14 protein-coding genes are annotated in these 17,910 nt (G+C 75.0%); 8 read left to right on the forward strand and 6 right to left on the reverse strand.

The features are described 5' to 3' along the window. Window positions 1-110: 110 nt before the first annotated feature. Both ACZ60J_RS00965 and ACZ60J_RS00970 read left to right on the forward strand, forming a co-directional pair. A complete protein-coding gene (locus ACZ60J_RS00965; protein ID WP_469677781.1) occupies window positions 111-2,381 on the forward strand; it encodes an MMPL family transporter in 2,271 nt (756 codons plus the stop codon). Between the two features lie 139 nt (window positions 2,382-2,520). Beyond that, complete coding sequence (locus ACZ60J_RS00970; protein WP_469677783.1) at window positions 2,521-2,730, forward strand: hypothetical protein; 210 nt, start codon at window positions 2,521-2,523, stop codon at window positions 2,728-2,730. Between the two features lie 191 nt (window positions 2,731-2,921). Here the strand turns inward: ACZ60J_RS00970 and ACZ60J_RS00975 are convergent, their stop codons facing one another. Then, on the reverse strand, window positions 2,922-3,119 hold the full coding sequence (locus ACZ60J_RS00975) for a hypothetical protein (protein WP_469677785.1): 198 nt from the start codon (window positions 3,117-3,119) through the stop codon (window positions 2,922-2,924). 323 nt (window positions 3,120-3,442) lie between these two features. Between ACZ60J_RS00975 and ACZ60J_RS00980 the strand changes: the two genes are divergently transcribed. Together ACZ60J_RS00980 and ACZ60J_RS00985 are read left to right on the forward strand one after the other, a co-directional pair. After that, complete coding sequence (locus ACZ60J_RS00980) at window positions 3,443-4,258, forward strand: class I SAM-dependent methyltransferase (RefSeq protein WP_469677787.1); 816 nt, start codon at window positions 3,443-3,445, stop codon at window positions 4,256-4,258. Between the two features lie 169 nt (window positions 4,259-4,427). Next, on the forward strand, window positions 4,428-5,051 hold the full coding sequence (locus ACZ60J_RS00985; RefSeq protein WP_469677789.1) for a GAP family protein: 624 nt from the start codon (window positions 4,428-4,430) through the stop codon (window positions 5,049-5,051). Window positions 5,052-5,076: 25 nt separating this feature from the next. Here the strand turns inward: ACZ60J_RS00985 and ACZ60J_RS00990 are convergent, their stop codons facing one another. The 3 genes from ACZ60J_RS00990 to ACZ60J_RS01000 all read right to left on the reverse strand — a co-directional run bounded on the left by ACZ60J_RS00990 (window position 5,077) and on the right by ACZ60J_RS01000 (window position 9,068). Beyond that, window positions 5,077-5,994 (reverse strand): oxidoreductase, encoded by a 918-nt coding sequence (locus ACZ60J_RS00990; protein ID WP_469677791.1) that lies wholly within the window; start codon window positions 5,992-5,994, stop codon window positions 5,077-5,079. Window positions 5,995-6,330: 336 nt separating this feature from the next. Beyond that, on the reverse strand, window positions 6,331-7,650 hold the full coding sequence (locus ACZ60J_RS00995; protein WP_469677793.1) for an MFS transporter: 1,320 nt from the start codon (window positions 7,648-7,650) through the stop codon (window positions 6,331-6,333). Next, entirely contained in the window at window positions 7,647-9,068 is a 1,422-nt protein-coding gene (locus ACZ60J_RS01000) for an alkyl sulfatase dimerization domain-containing protein (RefSeq protein WP_469677795.1), read from the reverse strand. The genes ACZ60J_RS00995 and ACZ60J_RS01000 overlap by 4 nt, the downstream gene beginning before the upstream one ends. Window positions 9,069-9,218: 150 nt before the next feature. Between ACZ60J_RS01000 and ACZ60J_RS01005 the strand changes: the two genes are divergently transcribed. Beyond that, window positions 9,219-10,454, forward strand: coding sequence for a PucR family transcriptional regulator (locus tag ACZ60J_RS01005; protein WP_469677797.1), 1,236 nt, complete (start codon window positions 9,219-9,221; stop codon window positions 10,452-10,454). Window positions 10,455-10,489: 35 nt separating this feature from the next. Here the strand turns inward: ACZ60J_RS01005 and ACZ60J_RS01010 are convergent, their stop codons facing one another. Next, window positions 10,490-11,899: an MFS transporter gene (locus ACZ60J_RS01010; protein WP_469677799.1), complete on the reverse strand. Its 1,410-nt coding sequence runs from the start codon at window positions 11,897-11,899 to the stop codon at window positions 10,490-10,492. Window positions 11,900-12,288: 389 nt separating this feature from the next. Here ACZ60J_RS01010 and ACZ60J_RS01015 point away from each other — a divergent pair, with 389 nt between their 5' ends. From ACZ60J_RS01015 to ACZ60J_RS01025, 3 genes are read left to right on the forward strand one after another with little or no spacing between them, the layout of a single operon-like run. Then, window positions 12,289-13,467 carry a YcaO-like family protein gene (locus ACZ60J_RS01015; protein ID WP_469677801.1) on the forward strand — a complete coding sequence of 393 codons (1,179 nt, stop codon included), beginning with the start codon at window positions 12,289-12,291 and terminating at the stop codon, window positions 13,465-13,467. Between the two features lies 1 nt (window position 13,468). Next, window positions 13,469-14,989 carry a TfuA-like protein gene (locus tag ACZ60J_RS01020; protein WP_469677803.1) on the forward strand — a complete coding sequence of 507 codons (1,521 nt, stop codon included), beginning with the start codon at window positions 13,469-13,471 and terminating at the stop codon, window positions 14,987-14,989. Next, entirely contained in the window at window positions 14,986-16,512 is a 1,527-nt protein-coding gene (locus ACZ60J_RS01025) for a peptide MFS transporter (RefSeq protein ID WP_469677805.1), read from the forward strand. The genes ACZ60J_RS01020 and ACZ60J_RS01025 overlap by 4 nt, the downstream gene beginning before the upstream one ends. A 281-nt stretch (window positions 16,513-16,793) precedes the next feature. Here the strand turns inward: ACZ60J_RS01025 and ACZ60J_RS01030 are convergent, their stop codons facing one another. Next, on the reverse strand, window positions 16,794-17,858 hold the full coding sequence (locus tag ACZ60J_RS01030) for an FUSC family protein (RefSeq protein ID WP_469677807.1): 1,065 nt from the start codon (window positions 17,856-17,858) through the stop codon (window positions 16,794-16,796). Window positions 17,859-17,910 lie beyond the last annotated feature (52 nt).

Consider the following 17,910-nt stretch of genomic DNA (forward strand, 5'->3'; position numbering starts at 1 on the left):
CAGGGCTGACGGATCCGCGGCCCGCGGGTCGATGCCGCGCAGCGCCGTGGCGGCGAGCCTCTGCATCGGCGGCCGTACAAGGACGGCCGACGAGTCGGCTGGAGGAACCGATGCTCTCGAAAGCCCTGTTGCGCCTCGGCTGGGGCGCCGCACGCCATCCCTGGCGGGTGATCGCGGCATGGCTGGTCGCCGCCGCGCTCGCCGTCCTCGCCGCGGTCGCCTTCGGCGGGCGGACCGCTGACTCGATGACCGCTCCGGGGCTGGACTCCCAGCGGGCTGCCGAACTCATCGAGCGGGTCGGCACCGGCCAGGAGGGCATGACCGCCCAGGTGGTCGTCACCCCCCTCGACGGCGCTGCGACGTTCTTCGACCACGGCACCGCGCGCACCGCTCTCGCGCGGCTGCAGAGCGAGGTGCAGCGGCTGCCGCACGTGCTCGGCACCAGCGACCCGGCGGGGGTACTCGACGCACGCGGGGAGAGCGCCGTGCGCGACGGCCTCGTCTCGGCCGACGGGCGGATCGCAGTCGTCCGGGTGCAGTACCCCGACCAGAGCCGGCTGTCGGCCGCAGACCTGGACGCCCTCGTCGGTCTCGGCGACCGGCTGCGCGCCGAACTGCCCCTGCGCATCGAGATGGGCGGGAACCTCTTCTACGCCTTCTCCGACCCCGACGGCGGCGTGAGCGAGCTGATCGGCCTCCTCGCCGCGGCGGCGATCCTGTTCCTGTCGTTCGGTTCACTCGTCGCCGCCGCGCTGCCGATCGGTATGGCGGTCTTCGGGCTGACGATCGGCGTGGCCGTGATGACGGTACTCGCGGGGGTGACGGACGTCCCGACCTTCGCCCCCGTCCTGGGCAGCATGGTCGGTCTCGGAGTGGGCATCGACTACGCGCTGTTCGTGCTCGCCAGGCACCGGGAGTACCTCGGGCGCGGGCTCGACCCCGATGAGGCGGCGGGGCGGGCCGTGGCCACGGCGGGGAGGCCCGTGGTCTTCGCGGGCGGCGTCGTCGTTGTCTCGATCCTCGGACTGGCGGTCGCGAACGTGCCGTTCATGACGGTGGGCGGGCTCGCCGTCTCGGTGGTCGTTCTGATCATGGTGGTCGCGTCGGTGACGCTCCTGCCGGCCTTCCTCGGAGCTGCCGGCCCACGCGTGGCCCAGGTCGGCAGGATCGGCCGGGCCCTGCAGCATCGGAGGCCGGGCCGACTCGCACGGCGGCGGGACACGGTGGCGGGTGCTGCTCCCGCCGCCGGTTGGCGGCGCTGGATCGGGCACGTCAGCCGGCACCCGGTGGTGTACGCGATCGGCGCGGCGGGGCTGCTGCTGGCCGCGACGCTGCCCGTGCTCGGCCTGCGCGTCGGCCTGCCCGACGACGGCTCGCAGCCCCGCAGCCGTACCGAGCGCCGCGCCTACGACCTCGTCGCCGAGGGGTTCGGCCCGGGCACCAACGGCCCCCTCGTCATCGCCGCCGACCCCGCCGGTGATCCGGCAGTGCTGGAGCGGCTCGTCGGGGCGGTCACGGCGGATCCGGGCATCGCGTCCGTCGCGCCGACGCACATCGACCGGGCCACCGGCATCGCGACCTTCGTCGTGTTCCCGACCACCAGCCCTCAGGACAGGGCCACGGCCGACACGATCGCCCGGCTGCGGACCGGCGTGCTGCCCACGGCGATCGGACCCGGCCCGGCCAGGGCCCACGTCGGCGGCGCCACCGCGAGCCTGTCCGATGTGGGCCGACGCACCAGCGGGCGCCTGCCGGTGCTCGTCTCCGCCGTGCTGGGGATGTCGTTCCTGCTGCTGATGCTGGTCTTCCGCTCGATCCTCGTACCGCTCAAGGCGGTACTGCTGAACCTGCTGAGCATCGGCGCGGCCTACGGCATCATGGTCGCGGTCTTCCAGTGGGGCTGGGGAGGCGCACTCATCGGGCTGGAAGCGACGGTTCCGATCGTGTCGTTCATCCCGATGTTCCTGTTCGCCATCCTGTTCGGCCTGTCGATGGACTACGAGGTGTTCCTCCTCTCCCGCGTACGCGAGGAGTACCTGCGCACCGGCGACAACCACACGGCGATCGTCGAGGGCATCTCGTCCACCGCCCGGATCATCACTTCGGCCGCCCTCATCATGGTGGCGGTCTTCCTGTCCTTCGCCGTCGCCGAGGACCCGTCCACCAAGATGTTCGGGCTCGGCCTGGCCACCGCGATCTTCATCGACGCCACGGTGGTGCGCATGGTGCTGGTACCGGCGACGATGACGCTGCTCGGCCGGGCCAACTGGTGGCTGCCGAGCCGGCTGGACCGGATGCTGCCCCGCGGCCCGGTCGGCACCGACGGCGCCGCCGTCGACGCGGAATCCACGGGTGGGCCCCCCTCGCCCACGGCTGGTTGACCGTTGGAGGTCCGGAGCGGTGTGCGCGGGGTGACGCTCGGTGCGCCGTCCGGGGCGGGGGCCGATCGAACGACACGCGGCCAGGGCCGCAGCGGGTCTGCTGGTGTTCAAGTCCACCACGCTTCCCAGGAGGAAAGCCATGACTGCCATGACCACCATGACCACCGCATCCGTGCGCACGCCGTCCGCCGACGCCGAGTACGTCGACGTCCGCCTGGTTCCGATGGCACTGCCCGTACGCACCGAGGAGGAACGTGCCTGCTCGTGCATCTACTGCTTCAAGTCCAAGGCGACCGTCACCGCGCCGCCGATGCGGTACGCCGCGGACGGATCGGTTTCCGGCCGCTGACCGCTCCCCCGGAAGGCCACCCGGCCTACCGCTGCGAGCCGGCCCCGTACGGGGCCGGCTCGTGGCGCTTCCGGGCGGACGGTCCTCTCCCGGGCGGCTTCGCGCGGACAGCCCACCGCCCCGGTCGCCGCCCTCGAAGGGCGGCGACCGGGGCGGTGGGTCGCGGTCCGCGGTGCGCGCGGTGGCCGGCTTCAGCCGAAGGAGGGCCCGCCTTCGGGCGCGTACGGCCGCACCGCGGCGGGGACGGGGGTGAGGTGGTGGCGGACCGCCCACTCGGCGGAGTCGAGGGAGAGGTACTCCGCAAGCACGCGTCCCTCGGATGTGGACACCTGGTAGCGGTCGGCTATCGGGCTGATGCGGTAGGCCACTGAACTCTCGGCGCGGATCACGGTCCGCTCCCTTCCTCGATGACGTCGTGTTCTTCGTCTCAGAACCGAGAATGGCCCCTGTCGCCCCCGGTCGGCTTCGACCGTACGAACGAGCGAGGGGATGACACCGAGCCCCTCGATCGTCCAGGGCCCGGACCGCTGGAACGGCGCCCGCAGGGCCCCTCGGAGCGTGCACGCGTGAGCGGCGTGCCGCGCTTCGTCCGTGCCCTCCTCCGGTCGGTCGTCGTAGCCCGGAGGCGGTACCTGGTGTGCTGGTGGCGGCGGCCGGGCCGGGCCCGCATCCCGCGGGCGCCGGCGCCTCGGCGGCCGGACGGAGGGCGGCCATGACACGTACGCGCGAGCACGAGCCCCGCGCCGCGGACCTCTGGGAGGACCACGCGGCGCTGTACGTGCGGACCCTCGGCGCCGCCTGCGCCGGGCCCGTGCACCTGCTGCTCGATGCCGTTCGCGTGGGCCCCGGCACCCAGGTTCTGGACGTCGGCACCGGTCCCGGGACCGTGGCCGCCGCGGCCGTGGAACGCGGCGCCTCGGTGACGGCCGTCGACTCGTCGGCAGCCATGGTGGGACTCGCCCGCGAGGCCGCGCCCACCGCCCGGACGCTGGTCGGCGCGCTCCCGCGGCTCCCCTTCCGCGACGGGAGTTTCGATGCGGCAGTCGGGAACTTCGTGCTCGGGCACGCCGGTCCCACCGAAGCCGTCGTCACCGAACTGCGCCGGGTCGTGCGCCGCGGCGGCGCGGTGGGCCTGACCGGCTGGACGGACACCCCCGGCGCCGGGCAGACCGTGCTCGGCCGGGCGCTGCGCGCCGCCGGGGCTCAGCACGCGGCGCCGGACCGGCTGCGGCCCCCGGGTTCCGGATACCCCGGCGACCCCGCGGGGCTGGCCCGGGTGCTGCGCACGGCCGGGCTGCGCGAGGCCGTCTGCCGGACGGTGGCCTGGGACCACCGGGTCGACGCCCGAGCCTGGTCCGACGGCATCACGCAGATGCTGCGGACCGGGCTGCTGACACCGGACGCCGCGGATCCGGCCACGGCCGCCCGTATCGTGCGGCACGCCGTCGAGCTGAGTGCGCCGTTCCTGTCCTCGGGCGGGGAACTGCGACTGCCGCACGTGGCGCTGCTGGCCCACGGGTGGCAGTGATCCGCCTCGCGGCGGGCGGCCGCGCCCGGATGCGCGTACACAGGAAGGAAGGGGAGGTCGAGGTGTGGTGCGGGACGGCTGGAAGGGGAGCGGTGTGCATGGGGACTGCGGAACCCGGGCCGGCTTCGGTCCGGTACGGGGGCATTAGATGATCGGCGAGGTGGTGCCGATGGCCGTCGTGATCGCGGTGTCCCCCTTCACGGTGATCCCGGCCGTGTTCATGCAGTTCACCCCCCGGGCCCGCCCCACCAGCAGCGCCTTCCTCGCCGGATGGGTCATCGGGGTGGCCGTCCCCGCCATCGGGTGTGCGGTGCTGACCTCGGTGGTGGGGTTCGGCTCCCACGAACGGCCCTGGACGGCCTGGGCGCGGATCGGGCTGGGCCTGTGCCTGGTCGCGCTGGGGATCCGCCAGTGGCTGGTGCGGCACGGCAGACCGGCCCCCGGGTGGATGCGGCTGCTGAGCGAGGCCGGGCCGGGCAAGGCGTTCCGGCTCGGTGTTCTGCTCGCCCTGGCCAATCCGAAGATCTTCCTGCTGTCGGCGGCGGCAGGGCTCGCCGTCGGCTCCGCCGGTCCCTCGCTCGCGGGAGCCGTGGTCGCGCTGGCCGTGTTCACGGCGGTCGCCGCCAGCACCGTCGCCCTGCCGGTGCTGCTGCACACCGTGGCCGGCCCGAAGGCGCTGGGGCCGCTCGCCGTGGTCAAGGAGTGGCTGGAGACCCATGCGGCGGCGGTCATGGCCTGGGTGATCATGGCCATCGGCGTGCTGCTGCTGGTGGAAGGCGCGGCGGGCCTCTGACCGTGACGGCCGGGGCCGCTCCCGGTCAGCCCGTCCAGTGGACGCCGGTGAGTTCCTCCGACACCCTCCACAGCCGGGCCGCGGCCTCCGGATCCCGGGCGGAGCCGGCCATCGCGGTCAGGGACGGGGCTCCTTTCAGCGCGCCGAGTCCGATCGGACCGAAGTACTGGCCGCCGATCGCCGCCGGATCGGTGGCGGCGCGGACCACGGGCCAGGCGCCGCGGTCCTTGCCCTGGGCGAGCAGGGCCAGCGGAGCACGGCGCACGGCGGCGAGCGGGCCGGGCTCCCACAGGGGCGGCCTGGCCGGGGTCAGGCCCTGGACGGCCCAGCCCGGGTGCGCGGCCACGCTGCGGACGGTGCTGCCGCTCGCGCGCAGCCGCCGGTCCAGTTCGGCGGCGAACAGCAGGACCGCGAGCTTGGACCTGCCGTAGGCGGTCATCGAGCGGTAGCGGGTGCGGCTCTGCAGGTCGTCGAAGTCCAGGCGGGCCCGGGTGTGGGTGAGGCTGCCCAGGGAGACCACGCGGGCGTACGGGCCCAGGGAGGGGCCGAGCAGGAGGGTCAGCGCGAAATGTCCCAGGTGGTTGGTTCCGAGCATCAGCTCGAATCCCTGCGCGGTTTCGGCGCGCGTCGCGGAGGCCGTGACTCCGGCGTTGTTGACCAGGACGTCCACTGGTCCGGCCGCCGTGAGCTCGGCGGCCGCGCGGCGGACGGAGTCCAGATCCGCGAGGTCGAGCCGCACGTCCGTCGCCGAGGCGCCGGGCACGGCCCTGCGCAGGGCGTCGAGGGCGGTGCGGGTGCGTGCCGTGCTGCGCCCGGCGAGGACGACGTGCGCCCCGGCCCGGGCCAGCTGCTCGGCCACGTGGTAGCCGATTCCTGCGTTGCCTCCGGTGATCACGGCGGTCCGGCGGTGCTGTCCGGGCACATGCTGCGGGTCCCAGGTCATCGGTCTGCTCCTTCCGCTGCCCGGGCCGGCAGGGCCTGTCGCCCGGGTCGTGATCGGCCGGCGGTCCCGGCGTCCGTGCCGCACGGAAGCGCCGGCCGGGACGCACACCGTAGGCGGGAGGGCGGGTCCGGGGTGTCCTCCCATCGGTCAGTCGGTCGGGCGGTCCGGTCGGGCCGTCCGGTCGGGCGGGCTTCGCTGCGACGGCCTTACGAGGTAACCGCGTCCCCGTGCCGGCAAGGGGCGGGGCGCACGGCGGCTCCGGCGCCGACGGACGACCCGGTGCGCCCCCGGTTGCCCCGTCCCCCGCCCGGTCCCGCTGTTCGGCGGCCCGCAGCCTCAGGGGGCCTCCTCGGCGGGAACCCCGAGGCGGTGCGCGTCCCGTTCGGGGCGCAGGAAGACGGCGGCGAGCAGGCCGGCGAGCGCGAGGAGGGCTGCCGTGAGGAGCCAGGCACGCTCGTAGCCGACGGCTGCTGCAGGGGCGCCGTCAACGATCCGCCCCAGGACCACCGGGGAGACCACGCCGCCCACGGACGACAGGCCGACGACGACACCGAGGGCCGCACCCCGGCGGTGGGCCGGTGCGATCCGGGCGCAGGCCGTCTGGCCGACCGTCATCATGACCGCGGACAGTGCCATCGGGCCGCACATCATCGGCAGCTTCAGCCACGCCGGACCGGCGACGAACACTGCGACCGCGGAGGCCGCTGCCAGCATCAGCAGGCCCGCCCCCGATCCGGCGGGCAGCCTGCGCAGGCGCCGGGCTCCGCGTGCGGTGGCGGCCCGCGCCAGCAGGCCGTGGGTGAGCAGCACCGCCGCGTTGGCGAGCGAACCCGCCGCCACCGCGAGGCCGGTCGCGCCGGCCGACCAGCCCAGGGCCGTGTGCAGATAGTCGGGGACCCAGGTGAGCTGCGCGCTGATCTGCCAGTAGACGGCGAAGCAGGCGAAGCCCGCCGCGAGCACGCTCGGGGTGACCAGGATCCGACGCAGCGGGGGCCCGGGGTCCGCCGTGTCCGGACCGGCCGCGGCGGCGTGGGCGCCGAGCGGCGGTGCGAGCGGCCCTTCGCGGCCGCGCACCGCCCACACCGCTGCCCATCCGAGCCCGGCCAGCCCTACGGCTCCGAAGGCCCACCGCCATCCCCACAGGGCGATGACCCAGGTCAACACGGGTGCGGCCAGGGCTACTCCGGCCGCCGCACCGACGAGCAGCACGGCCGTGGGCAGGGTGCGGTCCCGCTGCGCGAACCATCCGTACAGATGGTGCGCAGCCACCGGGGCCGCCGGTCCCTCCGCTGCTCCGAGGAGCACCCGGGTGGCGATCAGCATCCCGAGTCCGGCAGTGGGCCACAGCATCGGGAGCTGGGCCGCCGACCAGGCGAGGGCCATCGCCAGCAGCAGGACGGTGGTGCGGATGCGGCGGGTCAGCAGCGAGACGCCGATGGCCGAGAGGGAGAAGAGCGCGAAGAACGCCGCTTGGGCGGAGCCGAACCGGCTCCGGTCCAGGCCGAGATCCTCCATGATCCGCGGCCCGGCCAGGCCCAGTACGGCCTTGTCCGCGAAGTTGACCACCATGAACAGCAGGAGCAGCCGTGCCGTGGGCCAGGCACCGGGAGCGTGCGGGGCGGGGGCCGTCCGCCCCTTCGGGGCGGCAGGCCTCACCGTACGGTGTCGCCCGCCACGGTGCCGGCCGCGTCGTCCGCGAGTCCGACGCCGACCCGGCCCGCCACGTGCCCGGCGCCCTGTGGGGTGCGGGCCAGTTCGGTCGCCACGTCCGTCCCCTCCACCACCGCGGAGGACTCCGCCGCCGCCCAGGCGAAGATGCCCCGGGCCATGGTCGAGGTCTCGTGCCCGGCGCGGCGGGCGTAGACCTCGGCCCGTATCCGGGCGACCTCCTTGTCCCGCGGCGCGGCGAGCGCCGCCGTCTCCGCCAGGTGCGCCGCCAGGCGCAGCCGGCCGGATGCCAGCAGTTCGGCGGCCCGGGCCGCGAGGGCCTGCGCTCCGCCCGCGGCGGCGGCGAACTCGGCCGCCACGTCCGACTCCGGTGCCGGCTTGAGGTGGGCCGGGTTCTGGTCGTACCAGCCTCCCCACAGGCGCCACAGGTTGCGTACGACGAATTCCGGTTCGTCGTACGCGGGCCGCAGGTAGGGCTTGGCGAGCAGGTCGGCCGGCACCTGTACCCGGCGGACGACCTCGTCGAGGCGCAGCCCCCGGTTCATGAGGTCGCGGGTCTGGTCGCACAGGGTCTGGAGGACGAATGCCGTGTCCAGGAGGGCTTCCCGTACCCGTCCCGACCCGATGACGGGAATGCCGTGACCGGGCAGCAGGAGCTCGGCCCCGAGGTCGGCCATGGCCCGCAGGGCGGCGGCCCACTCCTCCGGATAGCGCTGCACCTTCTGCGGGTTGCCCGCGTTGGGGGTGTTCCAGATGAACAGGTCGCCGGTGCAGAGCACCTTGGACTCGGGCACCCAGACGTAGGTGTGGTCGTCGGTCTCGCCCCGCGCGTGCACGAGTTCGAAGGTCAGGCGTCCCTGCCGCAGGGTGCGACGGCTCCGGTAGGTGGTGTCGGGGTAGCGGTACTCGGTGGGCCAGTCGAGCCACGGGACGCCGAACTGCCTCCGGTTGATCCAGGAGTTGTATCCGTCGGTGCGGCGGTAGCGGTCGAAGCGGGCGGCCACGGCCTCGTGGGCGTGCACCTCCGGGCGGTGTTCCTCGGCGTCGAACGGGCCGAGCCCGCCGACGTGGTCCACGTGGCCGTGGGTGAGGATCGCCGCGGCCACGCGGTCGGAGGAGAAGTTCCTTACGGCCGCGTGCCGCTGGGCCGCGGACATGACGTCCCCGGAGTCGACGAGGACCAAGCCGTCGCCGGTGTCGAAGACCACCGAGTTGGCGAACCCGGGACAGAAGCCGACCTCCTCGCGCAGCCGGATCAGCCGGTCCCCGGAGTAGACGCCCGTGAGGTGGTCCTGGAGGTCCGCCGTCCCGTACCAGACGCGGTCGGCGTAGGCGAGGTACTCCGCGGAACGGTCGGGCGGGACCGGGCCGTGGGAGAGCGGCTCGGGGGCGAGGGGTGCGCTCATGGGGCTGTCTCCTTGGTTCTTTCCATGCTCTTCACTCGTGCGCTGGCACGCCGAGTCTCGGCCGCGCGGGACGTGCACGAAACCGTCCCGCATCCCACCCGGTGACGCCGGTTAGGGTGACGCGTCACATCACCGGCATCTGGAGGGCACGTGGTCTCCGACGACGCCCGCGCACTCGCCCTGCGGTGCGAAGCACGCGCCAACTCCCTGGCCCGGAAGCTGAGCAGAGAGGTCTTCGACGGCATACCCGGCTACGCGGAGCTGCCGGCGGAGGTCAAGGACGTGGAGATCGCGGCCACCGTCCGGCACGGGGTCCGGCTGTTCCTTCGCGGTGCGGTGTCCCCGCCCGCGGCCCCGGACGGGTACCGGCTCTTCCAGGAGCGCGCCGCCCGACGGGCAGAGGAGGGGGTTCCGCTGCACCTGCTGCTCCGTACGTACGCCCTCGGCGTGCACGGGTTGTGGCAAGTGATCCGCGAGGAGGCCGGGCCGCACGAGAGCGGGGCCGTGGCCGAACTCGTCGACCTGCTGCTGCGCGCCCAGACCGAGGTGGTGGGGCTGGTGACGGAGCGCTATCTGGAGGAGCGGGAGGCGCTCGCTTCGGAGCGGGCCGCGGACGGGACCCGGCTGGCGCACCGGCTGCTGGACGGCGGGCTCGGCCCGGAGGACGTACGGCAGGCGGGCATCGACCTCGACGGCCCCTTCCTCGTACTGGCGCTGGGGACCGGCCCTGCGGCACCGGACGGCGGTCCCGTCGGGCACCGGCGGCGCTTGCGCGGGCTGCGCACCGCCCTCGGCAGGACGACTGCCGTCGGGGCGCCCGTACTGCTGGCCGGTGAGCCGGAGGGCGGGGCCCTGGCCGGGCGAGCCGTGCTGCCCGGGTGCGGGAAGGTCCCGCCGGGCCTGGCCGGGCTGCTGTCCGAGGGGTACGGGGGCCCTCTGTACGTCGCCGCGGCGCCCGCCCGGGACGCGGCCGGGGTACCGGAGGCCGCCCGGATCACGGAGGAGATCGTACGGATCGCCCGTGCGGGGGGTCTCCCGGTCGGCCGGGTGCACCGGCTGGAGGACGTCCTGCTGGAGTTCCACCTGTCCCGGACCGGCCCCGGCAGCGACAGCATCGCCGGGCTGCTGGATCCGGTCGGGCACCGTCCGGAACTGCTGGCCACCCTGCGCAGCCATCTGGAGCTCTCCCTGGACCGCCGGGCCACCGCGACGGCCCTCGGCGTGCATCCGAACACCGTGGACAAGCGGCTGGCCCGGCTGACCGCCCTGACCGGCCTCGACCTGTCCTCGCCCCGGGGCACCGCGCTGGCGCTCGCCGCCCAGCTGCTCCGCGAGACGAGCCGTCCGGTCCGTGGTGGCAGCAGCGGCGACGGCAGCGGCCGCTGAGTATCCCGTGTCGGGGAACTGCACGGTCCCGCTCCTCAGGCTTCGACGGCGACGGGCCGCCGGGTGGCGGCGACGGTGTGGCGCGGCCGCACGCACCCGGGGCTCGTGACGGGCCCGGCGGGAGCGGTGGTCCGGGTGCGGACCACGGCGACGACGGCGAGCACGGCGATCCCGGCGCAGGCGGCGCCGGTGAGGGCGAAGGCACAGCGCGGCCCGAAGGCTTCGGCGAGCGTGCCGACGAGCGGGGCACCCGCCGCGGCCGAGCCCAGGGTCACCAGCATGGCCAGTCCGGCCACCCGGCCCTGCAGGGCGGGGCCGACCCCCATCTGGATCGCTGTGGCGGCGGTGGTGGTGAAGCACAGCGCGGCCGTTCCGACCGGGACCAGCAGGGCCCCGAAGGCCGCCATCGAGGGGACGAGGGCGGCGCAGGCCTGGAGGGCTCCCACGGCCAGGGCGCAGCCGGCGAGCGTGCGCAGCGGGCAGGTCCGCAGCCGGGCCGCCAGCAGGGCGCCGAGGACGGAACCGACGGCCAGCAGGGCGCTGAGCAGGCCGAAGGACTCGGGCGCCGCGCCGAAGCCGTCGGTGGCCAGGGCCGGCAGGAGGACCGGGAGGTTCAGTCCGAACAGGGCCATGAGCCCGCTCAGCACCAGCGTCCACCGCAGGCGCGGGTGGGCGGCGAGGAGCCCGAGCGTACCGCGGGCCCTCACCCGGTCCGCGGCGTGCCGGACGGGGGTCCGGTCCAGGGCCGCCGTGTGCCGCAGGGCGAGCAGCCCGGTGGAGCAGGCCACGGGGGTGAGGGCGCAGAGGAGGAAGGCCCAGCCGGTGCCCAGACAGCCGATGACGAGGCCGGCGAGGGCGGGCCCGGCGATCCGGGCGAGCTGGAAGTTGGCCGTGGCCAGACCGGTCGCACGGCGGCGGTGCTCCGGCGCCACCAGGCGCGGGATCAGGGCCTGGCGGGCCGGTCCCTCGACCGCGGTCATCACGCCCAGGGCGCCGGCGAGCAGGCACACCGTCCACATGCGGGCGGTGCCGGTCACGACGAGCACGGTCGTGGCGAGCGCCAGCGCGGCGGCCACCGCGTTGCACAGCATCATCAGCCGCCGGGGCCGGTACCGGTCGGCGATCGCGCCGCCCCACAGCCCGAGCAGCAGCGCGGGCAGGCACTGCACGGTCACGACCAGGCCGACGGCCGCCACGCTCCCGGTGAGTTCCAGCACCAGCCAGTCCTGTGCGGTGCGCTGCACCCAGGTGCCGGTGCCCGCGACGGACTGGGAGAGGAGGAAGAGCCGGAAGGCCCGGGAGGCGAGCGGACCGTCCTTGCGGCCTGCCGCGCGCAGTGGGCGTACGGCGCGCCGGAGGACGATGCGGGACAGGGCGGTGCGGGGCTTGGCGGTGCGGGGCAGGGCGGTGCTGCGCGGGGCGGTGCTGTGCGGGGAGGGGGACATGGCACGTACGCTCCTGGGCGTTGCACGGGGATGCCGCGGCGTCAGCCGCGAACGCGGCGCGGTCCACCCGGTGCGCCTCCCGCCGTACGCGCCGCGCGCTGTGCGCGGGCACGGTCGGGGCGGGTCGGCTCCGTCCGGTGGGCCTCCTCGACGCTAGGCGCGCCGGCCGCTCCCCCGGTTCCTCCCAACGGTCGGTGGGGAGGAGGAGCAGGTCGGTCCCCATCGTGTCCGGCACCCGCACCGGGAGGCCCGCAGCCTCGCGGTGGCCACCGGGACGGACCGAACGGAGGACACGGCCGCCACCGCACCGCTCCTACCGTCGTCAGGAGCCGGTGTTCCACGGTTTCGCACCCTCCCCCCCCGACGACGATCCGAAGGACGGCCGTCCCATGACCGCCACCACCACGCGTCCCGCGCCGCACCACGCACTGACCGTCGAGCGTCTCGGCACCCATCGGGCGGCCGCGGCCGAAGAGACCTGGCGCCGTCTGGAGCCGCTCTTCCCGCGGGCCGGGATCACGCGGGTGGCCGACGTGACGAAGCTCGACGACATCGGCCTGCCGGTCTGGCAGGCGGTACGCCCGAACGCCGCCAACCTGTCCGTCGCACAGGGCAAGGGGTTCACCCACCGCCTGGCCCGCGTGTCGGCGGCCATGGAGGCCTACGAGTCCTACGTCTCCGAGCAGCCCCGGCCGGACGCGGTCACCGCGTCCGTCGCCGACCTCGCCGACGCCCTCACCTACGACCCGTACGTCCTCGCCCCCTCCGCCGACCGCACGCCGCTGCCCGGTACACCGCTCCTCTGGTGCCCGGCCGAGGACCTCACCGGCAGCCGGGCGACCTGGCTCCCGGTGGACGCCGTCCGCACCGACCTGCGCGTACGGCCGCACTGGTCCCCCGGCACCTTCGCCGCCGTCACGAGCAACGGCATAGCCGGCGGCAACACCCTCGTCGAAGCCACCCTGCACGCCCTCCAGGAGGTGGTCGAGCGCCACGACCTGGCACTCGCCCTCACCGCGGGCGGCTCCTGGGCTGACGCCACCGCGCTGCGCCCCGGCCGCCACGGAGCCGCCGCAACCGTACTGCGCCACTGCGCCGCGGCGGGCGCGGTGGTGCAGGCCGTGGACCGTACCGGCCCCTGGAGACTGCCGACCTTCGAGGCGCGGCTGTGGTCCCCCAGCCTGCCCTCGTGGTTCTCCGGCTCCGGCACCCACCACGACGCCGACGTCGCCCTGTCCCGCGCCGTCACCGAGGCGGTGCAGTCCCGGCTCACCGCCGTGGCCGGAGCCCGCGACGACCTGCCGTTCATCACGTACGCCGTCGAGGCCGCCGATCCGGCCGCCCCCGACGCACCGGACAGCGACGCCTTGATCGCGCGCCACCACGCCCCGCCGCCCCCGGAGCCCTGCGGCCGCGACCTCGACGCGGACCTGGAGGACCTCCTGGGCCGTCTCGCCGCCACCGGGCACCGCGTCCTGCGCGTGGTCCTCACCCCCGCGGGCTCCCCGGTGCCGGTCGTCCGGATCGTCGTACCCGGCACCCTCCGCTCGCACAAGGCGGGCAGCTGACGTGACCTCCCCGACCGGCACCCACACCCGTACCCGCACCGCGAGCAGCCTCCGCGGCCGCACCGTCGTCACCACCGGGCCCACCCTCACGCCCGACGAGGTCCGCTCCCACCTCCCCGCCGCGGAGGTCCGACCGCCCGTGGCCGCGGACCAGGTCCTGCGCTGGGGGCTGCGGTCCGGCGACCGCCTCCTGATCGTCGACGGGCTCTTCCTGCACTCCCGGGCCGTCCGCCACAAGGAACTCCTCGCGCTCCTCGACGACGGCGTCGAGGTGTACGGAGCCGCCAGCATGGGGGCCCTGCGCGCCGCCGAACTGGCGCCCTTCGGCATGACCGGCATCGGCAGCGTCTTCCGCGCCTACCGCGACCAGGAGGTCACCGGTGACGACGAGGTCGCCCTGCTCCACGCCGGCCCCGAGGACGGCCACCGGGCTCTGAGCTGGGCCCTGGTCGACCTCCGCCACGCCGTCGGCCACGCCCTGCGCGCCGGCGTCATCGGATCCGGATGCGCCCGGCTCATCGTCGACACCGCTGCGGACATGCCCTTCACCACCCGCGACAGCGCCACCGTCCTCACTGCCGCCCGCACCCGGGGAGCCGACGCGGACGAGGTGCGGGCCTTCCACACCCGGTACTCCCGCGGCGGCCCCCGCATCAAACGGCGCGACGCCGTCACCGCCCTGCGCCGGCTGGCGCTCACCGAGGCCCCGCGAGCCGGGTCGACCGAAGGCCCCGGGGAGACCGCAGGACCCGGGGAGACCGCGGGCCCGGGGAAGAGCGCGGCGCGCGGCCGGCTCACCTACCTCGGGGCGCCGACCCCCCTGGCCGAGACGGTGTTCCTGCGCTCCTGGCGCAGCAGCCCGCTGCCACAGGGGTTCCCTGCCCGGGCCGACGCTTCGGTGGGCAGCGAGCAGGTCCTGGAGGCGTTGGCCCTGTGCTGGGACGGCTTCCCGGACGCGCTGCGCGACATCGCCGCCGCCGAGATCCTGGCCGCGCTCCCCCGCACCGGCGCCGCCCCGCCACCGACGGCCGGGGCGGGCTGGCCCGCACTCGCGGCCGCGCTGTCGGAGCACCTGGCGGAGCTGCGGCTGCCGGCCGATCCGGCGGCGGCCCGCCCGTACGCGGAGCTGCTGCGCCCCGCCGAACGCGAACTGCCCTGGCCGCAGGCCGGCCCCCTGCTGGCGACGCGGCTGTGGCGGACCACCTCCCGACTGGACTGGGCCACGGCCGCCGTCGCCGTACTGCACGACCACCCCGTCTTCGCTTCGACGGCCGCCTCCCTGATCCGGTGCGGCGCGGACGATGGCCCGGCGGATTCGGCGGCCGAACGGCAGTGGACGCAGACCCATTGCGCCCGCCTGCTCGGCGCCTGGAAGGTCACCGGCCCGGCGGACCTGCTCCCGGCACTGCGCTCTCACGGCTTCCTGGGCCTCGCCGACTTCGTCCGCACCGTACGCGCCCACCTGCCCCTCCTCGCCGATGAAGGCCGGCACGCAGCACGGGGGGAAGGAGCCCCCGCATGAGCGGCGGAAAGCCCGCTCGGCGCCGAGCAGCCTCCACGGCCCCGGCGCCGGGGACCTTCTTCGGACACCCCCGGGGACTGGCCACCCTGTTCCTCACCGAGATGTGGGAGCGGTTCAGCTTCTACGGGATGCGGGCGCTGCTCCCGCTCTACCTGATCGCGGGCGGGCCCGCCGCCGCCGCGGGAACGCAGGGGCACGGTCTGGCACTGAGCGCGACGACCGCCATGGCCGTCACGTCGCTGTACATGGCCATGGTGTACCTGCCCTGCATGGCCGGGGGCTGGCTGGGCGACCGGCTGTGGGGGCCCAGGCGCACCGTGATCGTCGCCGGCTGCGTGATCGTCGCCGGGCACCTGCTGCTGGCGGCGCCGGGGCTGCCGCCGTTCTTCGCCGGCCTCGTGCTGGTGGCCGTGGGGTCCGGCCTGCTCAAGGCCAACATCTCCACGCTGGTCGGCCACCTCTACGAGGGGTCCGACGATCCGCGGCGCGACGCCGGCTTCACCGTGTTCTACATGGGCATCAACCTCGGCGCCCTGCTGGCGCCGCTGGTCATCGGTACCGTCGGCCAGCAGGTCTCCTGGCACCTGGGCTTCGGGCTGGCAGCGGTCGGCATGGCCGCCGGGCTGGCACAGTTCGTGCTGGGCACCCGGCACCTGCGCGGCCGCGGCGACCTCGTGCCCGAGCCGCCGGCACCCGGTGAACTCGCCTCCGTCGTGCGCAGGTTCTCGCGGTGGCTGGGCGTCGCGGCACTGGGCTATGCGGCCCTGGTGCTGTCCGGGCACTTCACGGTGGGCCGGGCACTGATCCCACTGGCCCTGGCGGGCATCGCGATCCCGGTGGCGGTACTGGCGAGGATCAAGCGCGACACGTCGTTGGACTCCGGTGAGCAGTCCACGATGAGCGGATACATCTGCTTCTTCGCCGCCGCCGCCGTCTTCTGGATGATCTACGACCAGGGTGCCTCGACGATGGCCGTGTTCGGTGCGCGGCACACCACCGACGAGCTGTTCGGCCTCGCGTTCCCGAGCTCTTGGTACCAGTCGGTGAACCCTCTGTTGATCCTGGTGCTGGGGCCCCTGTTCGCCTGGGCCTGGGTGTGGCTGGCCCGGCGCCGCAGGGAGCCGGCGGCCGTGGTGAAGTTCGCGCTGGGCCTGTGGCTGGTCGGGATCTCGTTCCTCGTCTTCGTCGTCCCGATGGTGAGGGCGCAACGGGGCCTGGAGGTGGGCCCGATGTGGCTGATCTCGGTCTACCTGGTCCAGACGGCCGGCGAGCTGAGCCTGTCGCCGGTGGGGCTCTCGCTGACCACGAGGACGGCGCCGCCGAAGTACGCGAGCCAGATGATGGGCGTCTGGTTCCTGGCCGTGACCGCCGGGGACAGTGCGGCGGCCCTGCTGCTGCAGACGGGCGTCGATCTGGGCACGAGCCCCGTGGTGGCCGTGGAGGGGCTGCTGGCCTTGGCGGCGGGCCTGGCGATGTACCTCGGGCGCGGCCGGATCCAGCACCTGCTGGGGACGGTGCGCTGAGCCTGCGGGGTGCCGGGCGGGGCGGGCGCGTGTCGTCCCCTTCGTGGTCCGTACGGAGGACAGTCGGACCCGGCGCCGGCTGGTGGACTTGCCGTATCGAGCACGGACATCCCGTCCGTGAACCTGACGAAAGGCCGGACATGACCGTCATCCAGGAGCTCGCCCTCGCCCTCGCCGCCGAGTTCGGCGCCGTCAGCGCCGGAACGTTGTCGGAGTAGCGGACCCAGGGGGCTCACCGCCTCCGGCTCCCGGTACCGGCCCCGCCGGTACCGGGAGCTTCTTCATGCCCGCACGAAACGCCCCGTCCGGGCCGGCGTCCCCAGGGAGACGGGCTCCGGAGCCGCGGCCGTACGAGGCCACAGGGCGTGCCCGGCGACGAGGACGACGGCGCAGCCGATCAGGCTGTCCCACATCAGCTGGCCGACGAGTTCCGTACCCTCCAGGTTGGCCACGTCGGACAGCAGCAGGACGATCGGGGTGACGGCGGCGGTCTGGGCTCCGTATCCGCGCCCGGACAAGGCGGGGACCAGGGCGCCGAGCAGGACGAGGACGGGCACGTCCCACCAGCCGCGCGGTACGCCGGCGAACACGGCGACGGCCGCCAGGAGGCCCGCGGCGGTGCCGGCGGCCCGCAGCAGGGCGCGGGACAGCACCGGACCGAGGTCCGGTTTGAGGACGAACACCACGGTGACCGGCACCCAGTAGGCCCGCTCGAAGGGCATCAGGACGGTCAGGGCCTGGGCCAGCCCCACGCACAGGGCGAGCCGCAGGCCGTAGTCCCAGGGGGCCGCCGAGGAGCAGAACGCGCGCGGGCTCCTACGGGGCACCGGACGGGTCGCGGAAACGGGCGGCCGGCCCGTACGCACGCCGGCCGGGGTGCAGAGGACCAGGACCAGCAGGCCGCCGCCCGCGATGAGCAGCGGCGGGACCCATCGGGGGCCCGATGCGGGCGGTCCGGCCGCCAGGACCGCGTTCAGCAGGAGCATCAGCCCGCCGAGCGAGGCGGTGCGGCTCAGGGAGGAGAGCATCCCGGACACGAGGGCCAGGCCGGTCAGTGCCGCGCAGGCGACCCATCCGTGGCCCTGGACGAGCCCGCCGAGGGCGGCTCCGGTCCCGCCGAGCAGCAGGCAGGCGGTGACGGTGCGCAGCCGGGTCCGGAGGTCGGGTGCGGTGGCGGCGAGGACCCCGAACAGGGCTCCCAGGGAGGCGACGGCACCGTAGTCGGGCCGGTGCACGGCCAGGCCCGCGGCGAGCGGAACCGCCAGTGCGAGGGCGGCGCGGGCGGCGGGCGGGATCGTGGCGCTCCTGCGGGAGCTGGGGCCGGGGCGGGTGCCGGGGCTGTCCATGGTGGCGTCCTCCGACGTCGTACGGGACGGTCGTCGGCCAGCACACCAGTGG

The organism is Streptomyces sp. NPDC104226, assembly GCF_055584085.1.

Bases quoted from the DNA above. Each gene is read 5' to 3' on its own strand.
- ACZ60J_RS00965 (WP_469677781.1), top strand. From the start codon at position 111: ATGCTCTCGAAAGCCCTGTTGCGCCTCGGCTGGGGCGCCGCACGCCAT.
- ACZ60J_RS00970 (WP_469677783.1), top strand. From the start codon at position 2,521: ATGACTGCCATGACCACCATGACCACCGCATCCGTGCGCACGCCGTCC.
- ACZ60J_RS00980 (WP_469677787.1), top strand. From the start codon at position 3,443: ATGACACGTACGCGCGAGCACGAGCCCCGCGCCGCGGACCTCTGGGAG.
- ACZ60J_RS00985 (WP_469677789.1), top strand. From the start codon at position 4,428: ATGGCCGTCGTGATCGCGGTGTCCCCCTTCACGGTGATCCCGGCCGTG.
- ACZ60J_RS00990 (WP_469677791.1), bottom strand. From the start codon at position 5,994: ATGACCTGGGACCCGCAGCATGTGCCCGGACAGCACCGCCGGACCGCC.
- ACZ60J_RS01000 (WP_469677795.1), bottom strand. From the start codon at position 9,068: ATGAGCGCACCCCTCGCCCCCGAGCCGCTCTCCCACGGCCCGGTCCCG.
- ACZ60J_RS01010 (WP_469677799.1), bottom strand. From the start codon at position 11,899: ATGTCCCCCTCCCCGCACAGCACCGCCCCGCGCAGCACCGCCCTGCCC.
- ACZ60J_RS01015 (WP_469677801.1), top strand. From the start codon at position 12,289: ATGACCGCCACCACCACGCGTCCCGCGCCGCACCACGCACTGACCGTC.
- ACZ60J_RS01025 (WP_469677805.1), top strand. From the start codon at position 14,986: ATGAGCGGCGGAAAGCCCGCTCGGCGCCGAGCAGCCTCCACGGCCCCG.
- ACZ60J_RS01030 (WP_469677807.1), bottom strand. From the start codon at position 17,858: ATGGACAGCCCCGGCACCCGCCCCGGCCCCAGCTCCCGCAGGAGCGCC.